The following is a 16,663-nucleotide window of genomic DNA, read 5'->3' as shown; positions in this document are numbered from 1 at the left end:
GGACTTCAGGGGCGGGCGATCCGTACCGACGAGGCCCGGGCGATCACCCGCGGCCGCGGGGACACCGCCACCGACGCGGTGGCTGTGTCCCCGCGCAGCCGTCCCAGCAGCAGCTCCACCGCGTCGGCCGCCGCCCGGTCCAGGTGCAGATCGACCGCGGTCAGGGGCGGCTCGCAGGTACGGGCCCGCAGGCCGTCGTAGCGGGTGACGACCATGACGTCGTCCGGGACCCTCCGCCCGCTGTCCCGGACGGCCCGGACCGCGCCCACCGCGAAGGCGTCGACCAGTGCGCACACCGCGTCGGTCTCCGGGTGCTCGGCGAGCAGGGCCGCGCACCTCTCGTACCCCGCCTGCTCGCCCCCCGACTCCGGCACCTTCGCCACTACGGGCGTCCAGCCGTGCCGTCCGGCGACCCGTTCGTAGGCGGCGAGCGCGTCGACGGACGAGTGCCGGGTACCGGAGCCGACGATCAGCGCCGGACGTACCGCGCCCTGCTCGTGCAGGTGCTCGAGCAGCAGTTCCGCCACCAGATCGCCGCGCAGGTCGACGTAGGGCGCGTCGTCGTCCGGCGACACCGGCCTGCCGAGCGCCACGTACGGCAGCCCGCGTTCGCGCAGCTGCGCGGCCGCGGCGTCGCCCACCTCGGGCTCCACCACGATGGCCCCGTCGATGTCGACGGAGTACAGCGCGGAGCCGGACTGGACGGGAGGCACCAGGACGAGGGCGTAGTCGTGGAGGAGGGCGCTCTCCGCGGCGGCCGCCGCGACCTCCATGTAGAACCCGAGCCGGGACGGCCCGCCCGCCACCGCGAACGGCATCGAGGAGGCCAGCGCGATGGCCTTCGCCTGTCCGCGCCGCAACCGCTGCGCCCGCAGATTCGGTCGGTAGCCCAGGTCCGCCGCGGCCTGCCGGACGCGCTCCCGGGTCCGGGGGTCGACCTTGCCGAGCCCGTTCAGGGCATGCGACACGGTCGTGCGCGACACACCGGCGACGCGGGCGACATCGGCGATCGTCGGCGGCTTCGGGCCGGGGGCGGAAGTAGCCATCTGCGCGAAGACTCCTCGCTGGCGTGGACGGTTGACGCCGACCATCTTCGCCGACGCGCCGTCCGGCCGGACAAGGTCCCCGGCCCGGGCCCGGGTCAGTCCGCCCCGGCCGGCCGAGCGGGGAGCGACGGCCCCTCCGCGAACGGCGTGAAGTGCGCGGGCGGATGATCGATGCGCGGCAGGTCGCCGCGCCAGGAGGTCAGGATCTGGGCACTGCACTCGAACAGTCCCTGCGGCAGCCCGTCCAGCGGCCACCAGCGCCAGTCGCCCACGCTTTCGCCCGGCTGGTCGCGGGGGTCGCCCCGCCACGCCGCGACGACGGCGCCCACGGTGACGCGCACCACGTCACCGACGTGGTCGACGAGCGTGCCCAGCAGCGTCACGTCCTCGGGGCGGGCGAGCAGTCCGGTCTCCTCGTCCAGTTCCCGCACGACCGTCTCCCGCAGGGACTCCCCGGGCTCGACGGTTCCACCGGGCAACTCCCACGTGCCGTGCCGGTGGCGGCCCAGCAGCAGGCCGTGCGGTCCGAGTACGACGGCGCCGACACCGATCGCGGCGTGGGGCGCGGGGGGCCGGTGGGTCCGGGGCCGGCTGGACAAGGCCGTGCCGCGGGGCGCGCGGTGGCGCCGTGCCCGGATCAGATGAAGTGCCGAGGGGTTGTCCGCGTCCGGGGCCCGAAGGAGTTCGCACCCCTCCACCCTGAACCCGTGATCGTTCAGCAACTCCTCCCACAGCCCGGGTGCGAGCACCCACATCAGGGTGGGGATCGGCTCCTCCTGCCGCAGCCGGACGAACTCCGGGCGCGACTCCACCTGCTCGGACGGACCCTTCCCGTCGGAGTCGGTGTGCAGGGCGGAGAAGACGAGGGGAGCGCCGTCGACCAGTCCGTCCCGCAGGGCCGGCAGCAGATGACGGGGGTCGATGCAGGCGAACGTACGCAGGCCGTACGCCGCGTCGTACGGCCGCTCCCGCCGCAGGTGTTCGGCGACGTCCGCGCACACGAAGCGGACCCCGGGCTCCGCACCGTGGTCGTCGAGCGCGCGCCGGTGCTGGGTGGGGGACAGGTCGACGCCGTCCACGAGGGCGCCGTACGTGCGGGGCCAGGTGGACGGCGTGGTGACCGGGCCCCGACCCGACGTCGAGGACCCGTTTGCCCCGGATGTCGCCGAGGACCTCCGCTCCCGGACCCACGCCGGGCCAGAACCCCCAGTCGATGCGGTCGGGCACCGGAGGCGACCAGCCGTGGTCCAGTTGCCGCTGACCGTAGACGGTCCAGCACTGCTCGTAGTCGGGGTCCGTCGTCATGGGCGGCTCCTTGTCCAGAGGGGCGGGCGCACTGTCAGGTCCGCAGGGCGTAGCAGCGGAAGGACGGGTCCAGGTGCGCCGTGAGGTCCCCGTCGCCGCAGCCGAGATGCCGGCGCACCGCCTCGGACTCGGCGCTGTCGACGGCCCGGTAGCACCGGCCACGCTGCCGGACGGGCTCCCAGGACGAGGCGGCGCCGCGCACCCGGTACGGCGGGTCGGCGGACGACGTCATGAGGCGCGGCCCTTTCGTGGCGGGCCCGCGCACGCCCGGGCGGGACGGCGGCGGTGGGGCGCCCGCGCCCCCGACGAGGAACACATCGCCCTGAACAGTCCCCACTTCGGGACACCGTCACACGCCCGGCCGGGTGAACGCCTCGGCGACCGCGCGGGCGACGCGTCAGCCGCCCGTCGCGGCGAAGGGACCGCCGTCCGCGAACACGAGCCGGGCGAAGTTCTCGCCGATGCGGCGGTGACCGGCGGGATCGGGGTGGACCTCGTCCGGCAGCGGGAACTCCGCGTAGTCCTTCTCGCCGTACAGCTCACGGCCGTCGAGGTAGTGCAGGTTCACGTCGTCGGTGGCCCGCTGCTCGACGATCCGGGCGAGCGCGTCGCGGATGACGTTCAGGGTCAGGCGTCCGGCCGCGCGTTCGGCGGGATCGCCCGTCGCCTTGAACCGCACCGTCCCACCGTCGAAGTCGGGCGCGAGAGGGCCGGGAGTGTCCTCCTGGACGGGGCACAGGACGGGCGACACGACGAGCAGCGGCGTGCCCGGATGCCCCTCGCGGACGGTGTCCAGGAAGCCGTGCACCGCGGGGACGAAGGCACGCAGGCGCATCACGTCGGCGTTGACGATGTTGATGCCGACCTTGAGGCTGATCAGGTCCGCGGGCGTGTCCCGCATGGCGCGGGCGGTGAACGGGTCCAGCAGCGCGCTGCCGCCGAAACCCAGGTTGACCAGCTCCACTCCGCCCCGGCTCGCGGCCAGTGCCGGCCAGACGGCGGTGGGGTGGGTGGCGTTCGAGCCGTGGCTGATGGAACTGCCGTGGTGCAGCCACACCCGGCGCCCGCGGTCCGGCGCCGCTTCGACCGGGGCGTCGGTGCGCAGCGAGATCAGCTCGGTGATCTCCGTGTGCGGGAGCCAGATCTCGACGTCCTTGTCCCGTGCGGGCAGACCGGTGAACCGGGCGGTGCCGGCAGGCCCTTCGTGCAGTTCGGCGCGCTGGGTGACCATGTCGACGACCGTGCGGACGTTGCCGCCCGCGACGGTGGCCTGGGCGGCGAGGAGGCCGTCGACCAGCAGGTCGTAGACGCCGTCCGCCGGGGCGGGGAGGCCTCGGTAGGCCCGCTTGGTGGGCAGGGTGACCAGTTCGACGGTGGTGGCCCGGGTACGGAAGACCAGCCGTACGCCGGAGGGCTGGGCCTCGGCCACGGCCAGTTGGTCGTCGGGGATCTGCCGGCGGGCCCCGGCGGGCAGCCGGTGCGGCAGCAGGCCCTGCGCGGTGCGCTCGACGTCGAGGTGACCGCGCAGCAGGTCAGCGGTCACGGGTGTGGTGACCCAGTCGTGGTCGGTGTCGTGGTCAGTGCTCATTGCCTTGGTTCCGTAGTAGGGCGTCGAGTGAGTCGAGCATCCAGGCCCACGACTCCTGCGGATCGACGGCGGTGTGGCTGAAGCCTCCGGCCATCTCCAGGCTGACGTAGCCGTGGAAGACGCTGCCCAGCATCCGGACCGCGTGGGTCTGGTCCGGCTCCGTCAGGTCGTAGCCGCGCAGGATGGCCCGGGTCATCTGCGCGTGCCGGACGCCGGCGCTGGCCGCCGCCGTCTCGGGGTCGAGCCGTAGCCGGGCGGCGTCATAGCGGCCGGGGTGCTCCCGGGCGTAGTCCCGGTAGGCGTCCGCGAAGGCGGCCAGGGCGTCCTTGCCGGCCCGCCCGGCCAGCGCGGCGGCCGCCCGGTCCGCGAGCTCCTCCAGCGCGAGCAGGGCGATCCTGGTCCTGAGGTCGTGGGAGCTCTTCAGGTGCGAGTACAGACTCGCGACCTTGACGTCGAAACGCCGGGCGAGCGCCGAGACGGTCACCTGGTCGAAGCCGACCTCGTCGGCCAGTTCCGCGCCCGCCCGGGTCAGCCGTTCCGGCGTCAGCCCTGCTCGAACCATGACCTGCCTCCCGTTCACCGAAAGGCATTATGCTCATGCCTAATACCTTTAGGCAAGCGCGGGGTCATTCGGGCGGCAGTCGCGGATGGTGCGGCGCCGGCCGGGCATCACTCAGGGAGCAACGGGTACGCCGTGCCGCGCGGTCAGCGAGGTCCCCGGATGCCGTCGATGATGCGCGTCCAGTTGTCGCTGCCGTGCCCGTCCTCGATCGCGCGACGGTAGTGGGCCTGTACCGCCAGGGGGAGCGCGAGGTCGAGGCCGAGCGCCCCACTGGTCTCGACGATGTGGTCGGACGTCGCACCCATCATGGTGACCGTGCTGAGGTCGCCGGGGTGCTCTCCCGCGTCGAGTGCGGCACCGGGACGCTCCTCACCGGCCCGCAGTATGGCGCCGATCGAGTCGGTGAAGAAGAGCAGCTCCGGCAGGGACTCCTCGGCCTTCATCCCGGCGGTGCCCAGCATCGCGGTGGCGTGCATCAGGCCGGACAAGGTGGTCAGGAACACCGCGAGTTGCGCCTGGTACATCATCTGGGCCAGGCCCGGGTCCTCACCCAGGTACTTCGGCGTCCCGAGCGGCGCCAGTGTCTCCCGGTGACGCTCCATCACCTCTTCGCGGCCGCTGTAGAAGACGTACGACGCCTCCGTGCCGACCATCGGCGCGGGCACCATCACACCTCCGGTGAGGAACGCGGCGCCGTGGCCGGCCGCCCAGGTCGCGGCCTCGCGTGTGCGGTCGGGGGTGTCGGAGCTCAGGTTGACCAGGGTGCGGCCGGCGAGCGACGCGGTGGCGGTGCCGAGGACGTCGTACATCGCCCGGTAGTCGGTGAGGCTGAGGACGACGAGGTCGCTCGCCTCGGCCGCCGCGCCGGGCGTCGCCGCCGGCGTCGCCCCCTCGGCGACGACACCGTCGGCCCGGCCGGCGGTGCGGTTCCACACGGTGACCCGGTGGCCCGCGGCGAGGAGCGCACGGGTCATCGCCTGACCCATCGGGCCGAGCCCCATCACGGTCACGGCGCTGTTCTGCCTGGTGGTGCGGTTCTGTTCGTTCACGCCTCCATCCTCGAAGAGCGTGACTAGGCTCGGAAGTACCCACTATTTACTGCGGTACTTACCTTTTCGTAAGGGGATCGATGATGGCCAAGGCGCCGAGGAACGGGCCCTACATCTGCGGCGTCGACGCAGCGCTCGATGTGGTCAGCGGCAAGTGGAAGGGACTGATCCTCTGGGAACTCGACACTCATGGCGTGCGCCGCTTCGCCGAGCTGCGCCGCGGTCTGCCGGGGGTGAGCGAGAAGATGCTGACGCAGCACCTGCGTGAGATGGAGGCGGACGGTCTGGTGCTGCGGAAGGTGTATGCCGAAGTGCCGCCGCGCGTGGAGTACTCCCTGACCGAGCACGGGCACACCCTCAACCAGGCGCTCGGGCCGCTCGGTGCCTGGGGGAGCGAACGGATGCGTCGCGAGGGCTGCGAGACGGTCGACGTCCCCGGAACCGCCGCCGCCCCGGCGTGAGCGCACCCGGCCCCGACCACGGCCTCGAGGGTTGGTTCCGCGACGACCGCGATGATTCCGGCGCGCGGAACCGGTCCTCATGAGGAGAGCGCCTCATGAGGCCTCATACCGAGAGGGAAGGCGAACCGCCATGCCGGCACAAGATCGCCCCGAGCGGCCCACGACCGAGCTGGACGCCCGCTACAGCTCGGCGCTCAATCCCCGTCCGGGTGCCGCGGACGTCACGGCGACCGAGTGGGCCGAGGCCCAGCGGCAGCTGGAGACCGCCGAGATCTTCTGGGTGTCCACGGTGCGGCCCGACGGGCGCCTGCACGTCACCCCCGTGATCGCCGCCTGGCACCGCGGGACGCTGTACTTCTCCACCGGCGTGGGGGAGCAGAAGGCGAGGAACCTCGCCCACGACGGACACTGCGCGCTGACCACCGGCGGGAACTCACTCACCCGGGGGCTCGACCTCGTCGTCGAGGGCACGGCGGAACCGGTCGTCGATCCGGCCGTCGTCGAGGAGGTGATCGCGGCGTACGAGGCGAAGTACGGGCGGCACATCACCTCACCCGAAGGGACCTTCCACGGGATCGGGGACGCGTTCCGCGAGGGGCACGCGACGGTGTACGCGGTCGCCCCGGCCACGGCGTACGGCTTCGGCCGCGACGGCGGGGTGTACAGCCACACGCGGTGGGTGTTCCGACGACCGGCCCGCTCGGGACCGCGGCTCAGCGACGGCCGCCGTGGACGCGGCGGTAGCTCCAGGCGAGGAGGGTGAACAGGACGAGGCCCGAAAGGATCAGGCTCGCTCCCGTGCCCCACCCGGCGAACGGGACCCGGGGGACCAGCCCCCACACCAGACCCGCCCCGACGAGGCACAGTCCCGCCGTGACCGACCCGGCGATACGCCACGGCGAGGAGACGCTCTCCTCGACCCCGCGCATCGCCTGCCTGCGAACGGGGGCGACATACCGGTCCAGCGCGGGTACGGCGCGGGACAGCAGCACCACTCCGGCGAACACCAGCAGCAGCCCCGGCCCGGGCAGCACCAGCAGGGCCACACCGACCAGCACCAGCACCGCGCCGAGGACACCCAGCGCCACTCGCCGGACCGATTCGACGCTTCGCGCCATGTCGTCCCACTCTCCTGAGCTCAGCGCGGACGGCCCCACGGTGACGCGCGTCCGTGCGGCCGATGCCACCGCGCCACTGTTCCCCGTACGGCGGCAAACCATGCCCCTGCCGCAGCGGCGACCGCGTCGTGCCGTCGATCCCCGCATCGCCGCCCGGACCACCCGGCGGATCACGGCGGCCCGCGTCCGGTTGATCCGCCGCCGTACGGCCGCTTCGCGGCTCAGGCGTGGGACAGGGCGAACGAGACGAGGAAGCCGCTCACCGTGACCAGGCCGATGGCCAGGTGGGCGTCCTCGAAGGCCTCCGGAATCATCGTGTCGGCGATCATGGCGAGGATCGCCCCGGCCGCCACGGCGGTGACGGCGGCGATCACCGCCGGGGAGAAGGCCCCGACGACCGTGTAGCCGAGGACGGCGGACACGGTGCCGGCGGCCGCGATCGCGCCCCACACACCGAAGACGTACCCCTTGCTCCGGCCGGCCCTCCTCATCCCCGCGGAGCTCGACAGCCCTTCCGGTACGTTGCTGATGAACACCGCCGCGACGGTCACCAGGCTCACCGCGCCGCCGTCGAGCAGGCTCACCCCGATCACGGCGGACTCCGGGACCCCGTCCAGCAGGGCCCCGAGCGCCAGCGCGAGACCGGACCCGCCCTGCTGGGCCTCGGACGGCTGCGCCTGCGCCGTGCGGTGGCCGGAGCGCTTGCGGTGCCGGGCGCCGCGGCGCGCCAGCCAGAGGTTGCCGACGGTGTAGGCCACCGCGCCGAGGATCGTCCCGACCGCGGCCGGAGCCAGCCCGGCCTCGTCGTAGGCCTCACCGACCAGCTCGAAGGAGACCGCCGAGAGCAGCACCCCCGCGCCGAACGCCATCACCGTGGCGATCATCTTCTGCGGCACCCGCACCCCGAAGCCGACCACCGCCCCCAGCAGCAGGGCCGAGCCCGCCAGCAGTCCCCACAGCCCCGCCTGCACCACCTCGATCATCCCCTGCCGGTACCCGGCGGCGCCCCCCTGATGCCGTGCGTCAGGAGCCCGGGGCGGGGGCGCGCCGGATGGGCATCATCGTCTCGACCGAGTCCTGCGCCAGATGGTCGAGGATCAGCCGGTTGACGAGGGCCGGCTTCTCCAGCGGGACCAGGTGCGAGGCGCCGGGGACGACGGCCAGCTCCGACTCGGGGATCGCGCGGTGGAGCGCGGTCGTGTGCTCCAGCGTCATCATGTCGTCGTCGCCGACGAGGACGAGAGTGGGTGCCCGGACGCGGGCCAGGTCCTCGACGGTGATCGTCGGCTGGGTGCGCCACATGTCGGTCAGCTTCGCGGCGACCGTCGGCCAGTGGTCCGCGCCGTCCGGCGTGGCGGCCTCGTACAACTCGCGGAAGAACGCGAGATCGGGGCTCTGCGGCGCCATCGCGTCCAGCATCGACGGCTGGACGAAGCACTCCGGGCCCGGACGGAAGTTCGCCCCGATCAGCACGACCTTGCGCACCAGGTCGGGCCGTGCGGCGGCGACGAGCAGGGCGACGATGCCCCCGTCGCTCCAGCCGACCAGGTGGGCCGCTGCCCCGACGACCGTCTCGAGGAAGTCCACCGTGTCGTCGGCCATGTCCTGGTAGGTGAGCGGCCCTTCGACGTCGGGGGTGTGTCCGTGCGCCCGCCGCTCGGGGAGGAAGAGGCGGTACGCGGCGGCGAGGTCGGCGCGCTGCGCACCCCAGGTGTCGTTGGTGCAGAAGCCGCCGTGCAGCAGGACCAGCGGATCGCCGGTCCCCTCGGTCTCGTACCAGGTACGGACCCCAGGGAGGTCCGCGTAGTCGCCCATCGTGTCCCGGCCCTCTCCACGGCTGTCCCCGCGGGGCCAGTCTCCGGCGCGGCCCCCGCACCCGCAACAGCGTGCCGGAACCGGACCGCCTGTCGCGCCGGTGCCTCCCGCCGCTGTGCCGCGATCCGGACGGGCCTGGCGAGCATCCTGCTCCGCCCGCGTCAGCCGATGGTGACAACACGTGCCCAGGCCGGGGGAGTGTCCGGGACGTAGTCCGGGTCGCTCTCGTCGACGCCGCCGGCCGGTCGGGGGAAGAGCCCGACCACCGTGCGGCACGGAGGCTGCGCGGACGGCCACGGCGTCTGACCGTCCGTCAGCGCGACGATCACGTCCGGGCGGGGCCGGGACCGCAGCGCCTGCGCGAAACCGGAACGCAGGTCCGTTCCGCCGCCGCCGAGCAGCTCGATGTTCTCGGCCCGGCACAGCGGGGCGGCGACCCCGGCCGCGGCGTCGCAGGAGACCACCGAGACGAGGTCGCGCCGCCCGCCGACCGCCTGCGAGATCGCCGCCACCTCCAGCAGTGCGCTGCCCAGCTCCGCGTCGCTCACCGACCCGGAGGTGTCGATCACGACGCAGACCCGGGGCGGCGTACGGCGCAGACTCGGCAGCAGCACCCCGGGCACGCTCGCCGACCGCCGGGACGGACGCCGGTAGCTGTGGTTCTCGCCCGCCCCCGGCGCACCGGCCGCCGAGCGGACCGCCGCTCCCAGCAACTGCCGCCACGGCTGCGGCGGGTGGAAGGCCTCGTCCGCCCAGCGGCGCCACCCGTCCGGTGCGTCACCGGGCCGCGACTTGATGCCCTCCGCGACCCGGAAGCGGACCGCGTCCCGCTGCTGCCTGCTCAACCCGTGCGCGCCGTCGGGCCCCAGCTCCCACGGCCGCTCCTGCCCGTCGGCGCCGCTCCCGCAGTCCAGCCAGGCCAGGCCGGCGGCGAGCCCGGACATCGACGCGGTCCGCAAGTACTCCTCCATCAGCAGACCGGAGGACAGCCGCAGCAGCGAGGGCAGCACCGCGCCCTCGGGCCGGGGCAGGCCGTCCCCGTAGATGTCGTCGTTGATCTCGAAGTCGGCGGCGATGTTCCGCCGCAGCCGCTCGCCCGGCCCGTGCTCCTCGTGTTCCCGCGCGTACCGCTCACCCCGCCCGTGATGGTCCCGGAGCAGATGGGAGACCTCATGGACCCAGACGCCCGCCAGTTCCTCCAGCGGCATACGCGCCACGAAGCCGGGGGAGACGTAGCAGCGCCAGTGCGCGTCCACCGCCATCGTCGGCACCGACCGGTCCTCCACCACGTGCAGCGCGAACAGCGCGTCGGCCAGGTAGGGCCGGACCTTCACCGCGTACAGCCGGGCGGCCAGCAGCTTCTCCATGTCCAGCCGGAGCTCCGGCCCGCCGGCCCGTTCCCCGGGCACGGCCGGCTCACCCTCCCCGGCCCTGGTTCCGTTCCACGGCTCCGGCAGCTCGGCCCGTACCGGACGCGGTGGCGCGACCGGCCTCATCGGGTACGGCACCGGCCGCTTCCGGCGGGACGCGGGACGCGGCTCCGGTCGCCGCCCGGCCCCCGTCATCGGCGCGTCCCCGCCGCCCGCGCGGTGCCGGCCGCCGCCGCGACCCGCTCCACCGACCGGTCCGCCCGCCGGGCGAGGCCGATCACCCCCGCCATCCGTTCCACCGCCGCCGGCACTTCCCAGTCGTCGCGCCGCAGCGCGGCCAACGCCGTCGCGGGGGCGACCAGCAGATCCGGGGTGCCGGTCTCCAGGGCCCGCACCAGCACCGCCCAGCCGGCCTCCCACCGCTCCCGCCGCGGACGCGCCCCGACGGCGGCGACCACCGCCTCCAGCGTCGCCTGCCTCAGGTCCCCCCGTTCCGGCAGTTCGGCGGCGGCCGGGTCGGCGAGCAGCGACTCCGGGTCGGGCAGGTCCATCCGGTCCAGATGCGCGAGCAGTTCGAGGCCCGGCCCGTCCCCGACAGCCCCCCGCACCAGCAGCGCCAGCACGTCCCGGGAGACGGAGGCGGCCGTGCCGAACGCCAGCAGCGTCAACGCGGCCTCCCAACTGCGGGGCGAGGGCCAGGCACCGCCGCGCCGCGCCTCGCTGCTGGGCAGCCGGTGGATCAGCGTCGGCCGGGCCTTCAGGAAACCGCAGACCGCCCGCCGGGCGAACGCCACCGCCTCCGGCAGCCGTTCGGCATCCAGCCGGGGCAGCTCCGCCCGGGGCCAGACCCCGCCCAGCCCACGCACCACCACCTCCCGGTCGTGCGCCCAGTACAGGTGCACGAACCGGTTGGCCAGCGGCGGGCTCAGCTCCCACCCGTCGGCCGCGGAGGCCCGCGGATTGGCGGCGGCCACGATCCGTACCCCCGGCGGCAGTTGCAGTGCGCCCACCCTCCGCTCCAGGACGACCCGGAGCAGGGCCGCCTGGACGGCCGGGGTGGCGGTGGAGAGCTCGTCCAGGAAGAGCAGGCCCCGCCCGGCCCGCACCAGCTCGACGGCCCACTGCGGCGGCGCCATCGGCACCCCCTGCACGGCCGGGTCGTCACCCACGATGGGCAGCCCGGAGAAGTCGGACGGCTCGTGCACACTGGCGATCACCGTGGTGAGGGGCAGGTCGAGGGAGTCGGCGAGCTGGGTCAGGGCCGCGGTCTTGCCGATGCCCGGCTCGCCCCAGAGCAGGACGGGCAGGTCGGCGGCGACCGCCAGGGTGAGCGCTTCGAGGTTCTCGTCGGGGCGGGGCTCGGTGGTGGTCGTCCGCAGAAGGGACAGCAGGGCCTCGGCCAGGACGAGTTCGGAGTCGGTGCTCCCGGTGGATCCGGGCAGGGAAGTGCGGGAAGTCATGGGCATCACCTGGGTGTGTGGGACGGAGGGACGGGAGGGCCCGTCCCGGAGGTCATGGGGGACATACGGCGGGAGCCGCGGAACGGCACGGGGAAGGGGGTGGGCCGGCCGGTCAGGAGGCGAGGCCGGTGCGGGGCCGGACCCGGCTGGCCCGCTTGCGGCGCATGGCGAGCGGCATCCGGCGGTCCGCCCGGGGACGGTGCCCCGCCTCGGTGCGCGCCGCTCCGGCGGCGGGATGCGCGGCGACCAGCCCCGAGCGGTAGAGCCCGTGCTCGATCCGGCGGGCCGCGGCCGACTCCAGCGCGTCCCGGAGCGGCCCGTCGCGCAGGACCGCTCCCGGACCGAGCAGCGCCTCGACCACGGCCAGCGCCCCGGCCGCGTCACCGTGACCGAGTCGCTCCCGGACCGCGGGCAGGGCCTCCGGGCTGCGGTGTACGGCGTCGATGGCCCGCAGGCAGGGCAGCGGCGGTCCGCCGAGCGCCGTCAGCAGGTCCTCCCGCCGCAACTGGTCCGCGTCGTGGTCGACCGCCGTCAGCACACCGTCCCGCAGGGCGATCCGGTGGATCTCGCCCCGGCACTCCACCCGGTGCGGATCGCCGGACCCGGGGACGAGTCCGGCCCGCGGACCGGAAGCAGCCGGCCCGGACGGTACGCCGTGACCCGTCAGGGCCGGGGCGACGAGCGGATGCAGTTCACCGGCCGTGACGAGCCCCGCCCGCAACAGCTCCAGGTCCGGCAGGACCCGGGCCGCCGCCTCCGGCAGCACCGGGAGCGCCGCGACCTCCTGGGACGGCAGCGCTTCGGGCACGGGCCGGAACGACGGGACATGACTGTCGTCGGGGGCCACGAGCCGGAGCACGGCGCGGGTCCGAGGCCCGAGCCGTACGGTGAAGGAGTCCCGGGGGCGCTCCTCCGCACGCAACAGGTACTCCGCCTCGACGGCCCAACGCCCCACCGCCCAAGCCTCGTTGGGCAGGTCAGGAGTGGCGTGTCCGGTGACATCGCGGGGCGCCGGCGCGGACCCTGCCCCGACCGCGCCGCACCGCCGGGCCAGCTCACCGCTCCGGTCGGCGTCCCAGAGGTGCCGGTGCAGGTCGAGCCGGAAGCGCCGGTCGGGATGCGGATGCGGATGATGCCCGGCGGGGTCACCGCCGGACCCGTCCCACAGGCTCAGGGACATGCGCTGGCCGGCGTCCGCCCGGGCGGGCGGTGTGCGCACCACCAGATGCGGCGTCGTGGTGCCGGAGCCGGGATAACGGGCGAGGGAGAGGGTGAGGCCGGGTCGCAGCCGTCCGTCGGGGGCGATCCGGGGCATGTGCCAGCGCAGCAGATCCGGCGCCAGCCGGCGCAGGTCCGCGCGGAGGCGGTGGGCGAGGTCGGTGCCGTGGCGGTCGCGCACGGCGCGCAGATCGAGGTCGACGTCGATCCGGGCGGCGCCACAGGCCCCCGCCCAGTCACCGACCGCACGCCGTGCGGTCGCGGTCTCGATCATGGACGGTGGCACGGCGTACTCGCGCACGCGCTGCCACATCAACAGGTGGGCGGGAATACCGTTCGCGAAGTGATGTGCCATCAGCACTCACCTTCGGCGGACGATTCCCCCAATCCGTGCGAGGTGAAGTTCGTCATCGCGGGCATGGTAGCCGCCGGTGTGATGATCTGTCACTCATGTTGTGCCGCACGGCCCTCAGGAGTCCTGCGGGTACCAGCGCAGTTCCACGGTGTTGCCGTCGGGGTCCGCCACGTAGAGCGACACGGCGGTGCCCCGGGCCCCGAAGCGCTCGCCGGGCCCGTCCAGGACGGTGAGGACGCCGGAGTCGACGACCTGCTGCCAGTCGAGGGGCTCGACCACCAGACAGATGTGGTCGACGTTCGCCCCACGCGGCCCGTCGGCGGGACCCTCGACGAGGTCGATGATGGTGGTGGGGCTCACCCGCACGGAGGGGAAGGGCGCCTTGCCGGCCCGCCACTCCTCAGCCCGCACGGGATCCAGGCCCAGGGGACCGGTGTAGAAGGCGAGCGAACGCTCGACGTCGGCGACGTTGAGGACGAGGTGGTCGAAGGCGATCACGCGCATGGGTGTCTCCACTGGTGAAGGCGCCCGGGGCGCCGAGGGACCGCGAGGAGCCGGTCATTGCCGTCCGGCCCGGCCTTCAGCATGGCGGAGCGGTCGTTCGGCGGTCCAACGCATCTTTGTCATCCGATCCATCGTGCTCCACGATCCACGCATGGATCTCCAGCAGATGCGCTACGTCCTCGCGGTCGCGGAGACGGCCAGCTTCACCCGCGCCGCCGAACGGTGTCACGTCGTCCAGTCCGCGCTCAGTCACCAGGTCGCCCGGCTGGAGAAGGAACTGGGAGCCCGGCTGTTCGAGCGGACCAGCCGGCGGGTGCGGCTGACCGCGGCGGGCGAGGCGTTCCTGCCGGCCGCCCGCGAGGCCCTGGAAGCGGCCGAGCGTGCCCGGCCGGAGGTGGCGGCGGCGACCGGCGAGATACGGGGCAGGCTGACCGTCGGGTCGATCCCCACCGTCGCGGCCGTCGATCTCCCGGCACTGCTGCGCGACTATCGCCGGCGCCACCCCCAGGTGCGGATCAGTCTCCGCGCGGGCTCCAGCGAGGGCCTGGTCGAGCAGGTGCGCGACGGCACACTCGACGCGGCCTTCCTCGGCTTGCAGCCGGGGTTCCGGCTCGAGGGCGTCCACGACAGGGAACTCGCCCAGGGCCGGCATGTCGCCGTGGTCGCCCCGGACCATCCGCTGGCCTCGGAGGACGAGGTGGACCTGCACCGCCTCGCCGACGAGGTGTTCGTGGACTTCGCCGAGGGCAGCGCCGCCCGCGCCCAGTCGGACCGGGCGTTCGCGGCGGCCGGCCTGCGGCGCGAGGTCACCTTCGAGGTGTCGGGGGTCGAGCTGATGGTCCGGATGGTCCGCCACGGACTGGGCATCGCCCTGCTGCCCGCCGCGTTCACCACCGAACTGCACGGGTTGCGCTGCGTGGTCGTCGCCGACGGACCCGTACGGACGGAACACCTGATCTGGCGACGCGTCCCCCCGTCACCCGCCGCCTCGGCCTTCCTCCTCCTGCTGGACGTGCGCGCCGCCCGCCCCCTGCCGTAGCCCGCCGGCCGTCGGAACTACGAGGGGCGCCCACCGAAGTCCCAGTTGTGCACCTCGACACCGGCGTACCGGTCCGGGGTCAGGACGGCGCGCGCCGTCCGCGAGTCGGGCGCCCGCACCAGCGCCGCCGTCCCCAGCCAGGTGACGCCGTCGTCGGACAGCAGAGGCCCGTAGGCGATCAGCTCGTCCCGGTCGTGCGGCACCGCGAGGTCGGCCGCCTCTCCCGCGCCGAGGCCGAGCACCAGGTAACGGCTCCCGCCGGTCCGGCCGCCGGGGAACTCCCACATGGTGCGCCCCAGCATGTTGCGCCACCGCCGCAGCAGCACGTCCCGGTAGGCGCCGGCCTGGTAGTTCGGCTCGTCGAAGGCGAACGCCCGGGCGGCGGCGGAGTCGGGCAGGTCGACGATGTGCAGGCTGCCCGTGGGCGTGTCGAGGTCGTCGGCGAGCGTCGGACCCCGCGCGATCATCACCTTCGCGTAGCGGTCCATGTAGGACAGGTGCTCTTCGTTCAACTCGTGGCGCAGGGCCGCTGAGCCGGGCCGGTCGCGGTGGTAGCAGAGGAACTCCATGGCCCGAGGATCCCCTCCGGGGGCCGACCCGGGCGAGCGGGTTTCCCCGCGGCGCGGTGCGGGTGACGGCGCGGTCAGGACCGTGCGTCCGACTCCCGGTCGGCCGACGCGTCGGCGCCCCGGCGGCAGGAGCGGTCGTGCAGCTCGCCCAGCGACGTCCACCACCGCTCGCAGCAGTCATGGACGGCAGGGCGGGGATACGCGGCGGACCGGGTGCACCCGGGACCGTGCGCGAGCGTGTCCGCAGACCGCCAGAACGCGCAGCACGGTGCCGGGACGGCCAGTGGTCCTTCCGGCTGGGGCCGGGCGAGCCGCTCCTCCCACCGTGCCCGCGTGATCTGCCGCCGGTACTCCGCGCGGGCATCGGCGGCACAGCAGACGAAGAGGGCCGCGCCCAGCAGGCCGGGCACGGCCAGCAAGGGATGAAAGGTGGCCGCGTAACCGGCACATCCGAGAAGCAGGACGGCGACCGCACTGCACGTGCGGAAGGTGCACAGGCTCGGCTGCACGGGAGCTCCCAGTGGTCGGCGACGTTCAGGCTCGGAAAGCCGTATGCCCCGTCGTCGCCGCCGTACGTGCCCGGACCCGTGACGCGCTGCGACTCGTCACCTGTGACGGTCGACGACGTGCTCGGGGACGAGCTGCGGTGGTGCCCCGACGGGTGGACCATGGAGTCATGGCCAGGCGTCCCGTGGTGGTCGGGCGGCCGTCGCCGAGCGGCGGACGCAGGGTCCGTGCGGACGGGGAGATCCTGGGGCTCGCCTACGACCTGCGGGACGTGGAGGAGTTCCTCCGCCGGGCCGGTCTGGAGGACATCGACGTGGTCTCTTCGGACCTGATCGAGTGGCGCGGCGGCGGCCCGGGAGTATGGACGGTCCGGACGTAGCGCGCCCCTGTGGCGGGCCGACGGCACCCTCGGGGCGGCGGCTGGTGTGTGCGGCGGTTGCCGCGGGGCGGGTGCGAGCGTGTAAGGTCGGGGGCTGCGAAGGGGAGTAGTCCCGCAATACCGCTGGTCGACACACTGGACAGCCTGCCTGTCCCGGCCATCGGGCCCCGGCACCCGTGCCGCGGCGGACGAGACCTTCGGCCTGTATGACCACCATGTCCGCACATCCGTGCGGGCTGATCCGTCGTACCGGGCCGAACTGGTTCTCGCCGCCCGCCCAGGTGCTGCGTGAACCGGCGGCCCGGCCCAGCAGAAAGC

At 74.0% G+C, this 16,663-nt stretch carries 19 protein-coding genes; 4 read left to right on the top strand and 15 right to left on the bottom strand.

All coding sequences use genetic code 11. The features are described from left to right. Positions 1-5: 5 nt before the first annotated feature. From AC0VYN_RS18965 to AC0VYN_RS18940, 6 genes are all read right to left on the bottom strand, one after another. Positions 6-1,046: a LacI family DNA-binding transcriptional regulator gene (locus AC0VYN_RS18965; protein ID WP_475531884.1), complete on the bottom strand. Its 1,041-nt coding sequence runs from the start codon at positions 1,044-1,046 to the stop codon at positions 6-8. A 95-nt stretch (positions 1,047-1,141) separates the two neighbouring features. After that, positions 1,142-2,125 (bottom strand): NUDIX domain-containing protein, encoded by a 984-nt coding sequence (locus tag AC0VYN_RS18960; RefSeq protein WP_475531883.1) that lies wholly within the window; start codon positions 2,123-2,125, stop codon positions 1,142-1,144. A 260-nt stretch (positions 2,126-2,385) separates the two neighbouring features. Continuing rightward, positions 2,386-2,583 carry a hypothetical protein gene (locus tag AC0VYN_RS18955; protein WP_475531882.1) on the bottom strand — a complete coding sequence of 66 codons (198 nt, stop codon included), beginning with the start codon at positions 2,581-2,583 and terminating at the stop codon, positions 2,386-2,388. 165 nt (positions 2,584-2,748) lie between these two features. After that, positions 2,749-3,939 (bottom strand): GDSL-type esterase/lipase family protein, encoded by a 1,191-nt coding sequence (locus AC0VYN_RS18950; RefSeq protein ID WP_475531881.1) that lies wholly within the window; start codon positions 3,937-3,939, stop codon positions 2,749-2,751. Then, positions 3,929-4,501, bottom strand: coding sequence for a TetR/AcrR family transcriptional regulator (locus tag AC0VYN_RS18945; protein WP_385457400.1), 573 nt, complete (start codon positions 4,499-4,501; stop codon positions 3,929-3,931). The genes AC0VYN_RS18950 and AC0VYN_RS18945 overlap by 11 nt, the downstream gene beginning before the upstream one ends. 143 nt (positions 4,502-4,644) lie before the next feature. Continuing rightward, positions 4,645-5,502: an NAD(P)-dependent oxidoreductase gene (locus AC0VYN_RS18940; protein WP_475536923.1), complete on the bottom strand. Its 858-nt coding sequence runs from the start codon at positions 5,500-5,502 to the stop codon at positions 4,645-4,647. Between the two features lie 131 nt (positions 5,503-5,633). On the opposite strand from AC0VYN_RS18940, the gene AC0VYN_RS18935 reads away from it, so the two are divergent. Then, entirely contained in the window at positions 5,634-6,011 is a 378-nt protein-coding gene (locus AC0VYN_RS18935) for a winged helix-turn-helix transcriptional regulator (RefSeq protein WP_475536922.1), read from the top strand. 130 nt (positions 6,012-6,141) lie between these two features. Beyond that, a complete protein-coding gene (locus AC0VYN_RS18930; RefSeq protein ID WP_475531880.1) occupies positions 6,142-6,774 on the top strand; it encodes a pyridoxamine 5'-phosphate oxidase family protein in 633 nt (210 codons plus the stop codon). Here AC0VYN_RS18930 and AC0VYN_RS18925 read toward each other — a convergent pair. From AC0VYN_RS18925 to AC0VYN_RS18895, 7 genes are all read right to left on the bottom strand, one after another. After that, a complete protein-coding gene (locus AC0VYN_RS18925; RefSeq protein ID WP_475531879.1) occupies positions 6,725-7,129 on the bottom strand; it encodes a PGPGW domain-containing protein in 405 nt (134 codons plus the stop codon). The two genes, AC0VYN_RS18930 and AC0VYN_RS18925, sit on opposite strands and share 50 nt — an antisense overlap. 221 nt (positions 7,130-7,350) lie before the next feature. Further along, the gene (locus tag AC0VYN_RS18920; RefSeq protein WP_475531878.1) at positions 7,351-8,112 is read right to left on the bottom strand and encodes a ZIP family metal transporter; all 762 of its coding nucleotides are present in this window, start codon (positions 8,110-8,112) and stop codon (positions 7,351-7,353) included. A gap of 40 nt (positions 8,113-8,152) precedes the next feature. After that, positions 8,153-8,944, bottom strand: a complete 792-nt coding sequence (locus AC0VYN_RS18915; RefSeq protein WP_475531877.1) for an alpha/beta fold hydrolase — start codon at positions 8,942-8,944, stop codon at positions 8,153-8,155. A gap of 161 nt (positions 8,945-9,105) precedes the next feature. Continuing rightward, positions 9,106-10,311, bottom strand: a complete 1,206-nt coding sequence (locus AC0VYN_RS18910; protein WP_475536921.1) for a vWA domain-containing protein — start codon at positions 10,309-10,311, stop codon at positions 9,106-9,108. Between the two features lie 194 nt (positions 10,312-10,505). Beyond that, positions 10,506-11,774 (bottom strand): AAA family ATPase, encoded by a 1,269-nt coding sequence (locus tag AC0VYN_RS18905; RefSeq protein ID WP_475531876.1) that lies wholly within the window; start codon positions 11,772-11,774, stop codon positions 10,506-10,508. Positions 11,775-11,886: 112 nt separating this feature from the next. Then, positions 11,887-13,347: a hypothetical protein gene (locus AC0VYN_RS18900; protein WP_475531875.1), complete on the bottom strand. Its 1,461-nt coding sequence runs from the start codon at positions 13,345-13,347 to the stop codon at positions 11,887-11,889. Positions 13,348-13,461: 114 nt separating this feature from the next. After that, positions 13,462-13,851 (bottom strand): VOC family protein, encoded by a 390-nt coding sequence (locus AC0VYN_RS18895; protein ID WP_475531874.1) that lies wholly within the window; start codon positions 13,849-13,851, stop codon positions 13,462-13,464. 151 nt (positions 13,852-14,002) lie between these two features. Between AC0VYN_RS18895 and AC0VYN_RS18890 the strand changes: the two genes are divergently transcribed. Next, entirely contained in the window at positions 14,003-14,890 is an 888-nt protein-coding gene (locus tag AC0VYN_RS18890; RefSeq protein ID WP_475531873.1) for a LysR family transcriptional regulator, read from the top strand. A 17-nt stretch (positions 14,891-14,907) separates the two neighbouring features. On the opposite strand, the gene AC0VYN_RS18885 is transcribed toward AC0VYN_RS18890, so the two are convergent. After that, complete coding sequence (locus tag AC0VYN_RS18885; RefSeq protein WP_475531872.1) at positions 14,908-15,459, bottom strand: YciI family protein; 552 nt, start codon at positions 15,457-15,459, stop codon at positions 14,908-14,910. A 74-nt stretch (positions 15,460-15,533) separates the two neighbouring features. Next, the gene (locus tag AC0VYN_RS18880; protein WP_475531871.1) at positions 15,534-15,968 is read right to left on the bottom strand and encodes a hypothetical protein; all 435 of its coding nucleotides are present in this window, start codon (positions 15,966-15,968) and stop codon (positions 15,534-15,536) included. A 167-nt stretch (positions 15,969-16,135) separates the two neighbouring features. On the opposite strand from AC0VYN_RS18880, the gene AC0VYN_RS18875 reads away from it, so the two are divergent. Next, entirely contained in the window at positions 16,136-16,345 is a 210-nt protein-coding gene (locus tag AC0VYN_RS18875; protein ID WP_451689040.1) for a hypothetical protein, read from the top strand. The last annotated feature ends 318 nt before the right edge of the window (positions 16,346-16,663 follow it).

It is taken from the genome of Streptomyces sp. 63XJN7_1_ISO-PGPR-S23-121 (assembly GCF_056173025.1).
This window is presented reverse-complemented; position numbering and strand designations above follow the sequence as displayed.

Coding starts and splice junctions, on each gene's coding strand:
- AC0VYN_RS18955 (WP_475531882.1), bottom strand. CDS start 2,583: ATGACGTCGTCCGCCGACCCGCCGTACCGGGTGCGCGGCGCCGCCTCG.
- AC0VYN_RS18875 (WP_451689040.1), top strand. CDS start 16,136: ATGGCCAGGCGTCCCGTGGTGGTCGGGCGGCCGTCGCCGAGCGGCGGA.
- AC0VYN_RS18930 (WP_475531880.1), top strand. CDS start 6,142: ATGCCGGCACAAGATCGCCCCGAGCGGCCCACGACCGAGCTGGACGCC.
- AC0VYN_RS18905 (WP_475531876.1), bottom strand. CDS start 11,774: ATGACTTCCCGCACTTCCCTGCCCGGATCCACCGGGAGCACCGACTCC.
- AC0VYN_RS18915 (WP_475531877.1), bottom strand. CDS start 8,944: ATGGGCGACTACGCGGACCTCCCTGGGGTCCGTACCTGGTACGAGACC.
- AC0VYN_RS18895 (WP_475531874.1), bottom strand. CDS start 13,851: ATGCGCGTGATCGCCTTCGACCACCTCGTCCTCAACGTCGCCGACGTC.
- AC0VYN_RS18900 (WP_475531875.1), bottom strand. CDS start 13,347: ATGGCACATCACTTCGCGAACGGTATTCCCGCCCACCTGTTGATGTGG.
- AC0VYN_RS18940 (WP_475536923.1), bottom strand. CDS start 5,502: ATGGGGCTCGGCCCGATGGGTCAGGCGATGACCCGTGCGCTCCTCGCC.
- AC0VYN_RS18935 (WP_475536922.1), top strand. CDS start 5,634: ATGGCCAAGGCGCCGAGGAACGGGCCCTACATCTGCGGCGTCGACGCA.
- AC0VYN_RS18965 (WP_475531884.1), bottom strand. CDS start 1,046: ATGGCTACTTCCGCCCCCGGCCCGAAGCCGCCGACGATCGCCGATGTC.
- AC0VYN_RS18910 (WP_475536921.1), bottom strand. CDS start 10,311: ATGGAGAAGCTGCTGGCCGCCCGGCTGTACGCGGTGAAGGTCCGGCCC.
- AC0VYN_RS18945 (WP_385457400.1), bottom strand. CDS start 4,501: ATGGTTCGAGCAGGGCTGACGCCGGAACGGCTGACCCGGGCGGGCGCG.
- AC0VYN_RS18920 (WP_475531878.1), bottom strand. CDS start 8,112: ATGATCGAGGTGGTGCAGGCGGGGCTGTGGGGACTGCTGGCGGGCTCG.
- AC0VYN_RS18925 (WP_475531879.1), bottom strand. CDS start 7,129: ATGGCGCGAAGCGTCGAATCGGTCCGGCGAGTGGCGCTGGGTGTCCTC.
- AC0VYN_RS18890 (WP_475531873.1), top strand. CDS start 14,003: ATGGATCTCCAGCAGATGCGCTACGTCCTCGCGGTCGCGGAGACGGCC.
- AC0VYN_RS18885 (WP_475531872.1), bottom strand. CDS start 15,459: ATGGAGTTCCTCTGCTACCACCGCGACCGGCCCGGCTCAGCGGCCCTG.
- AC0VYN_RS18950 (WP_475531881.1), bottom strand. CDS start 3,939: ATGAGCACTGACCACGACACCGACCACGACTGGGTCACCACACCCGTG.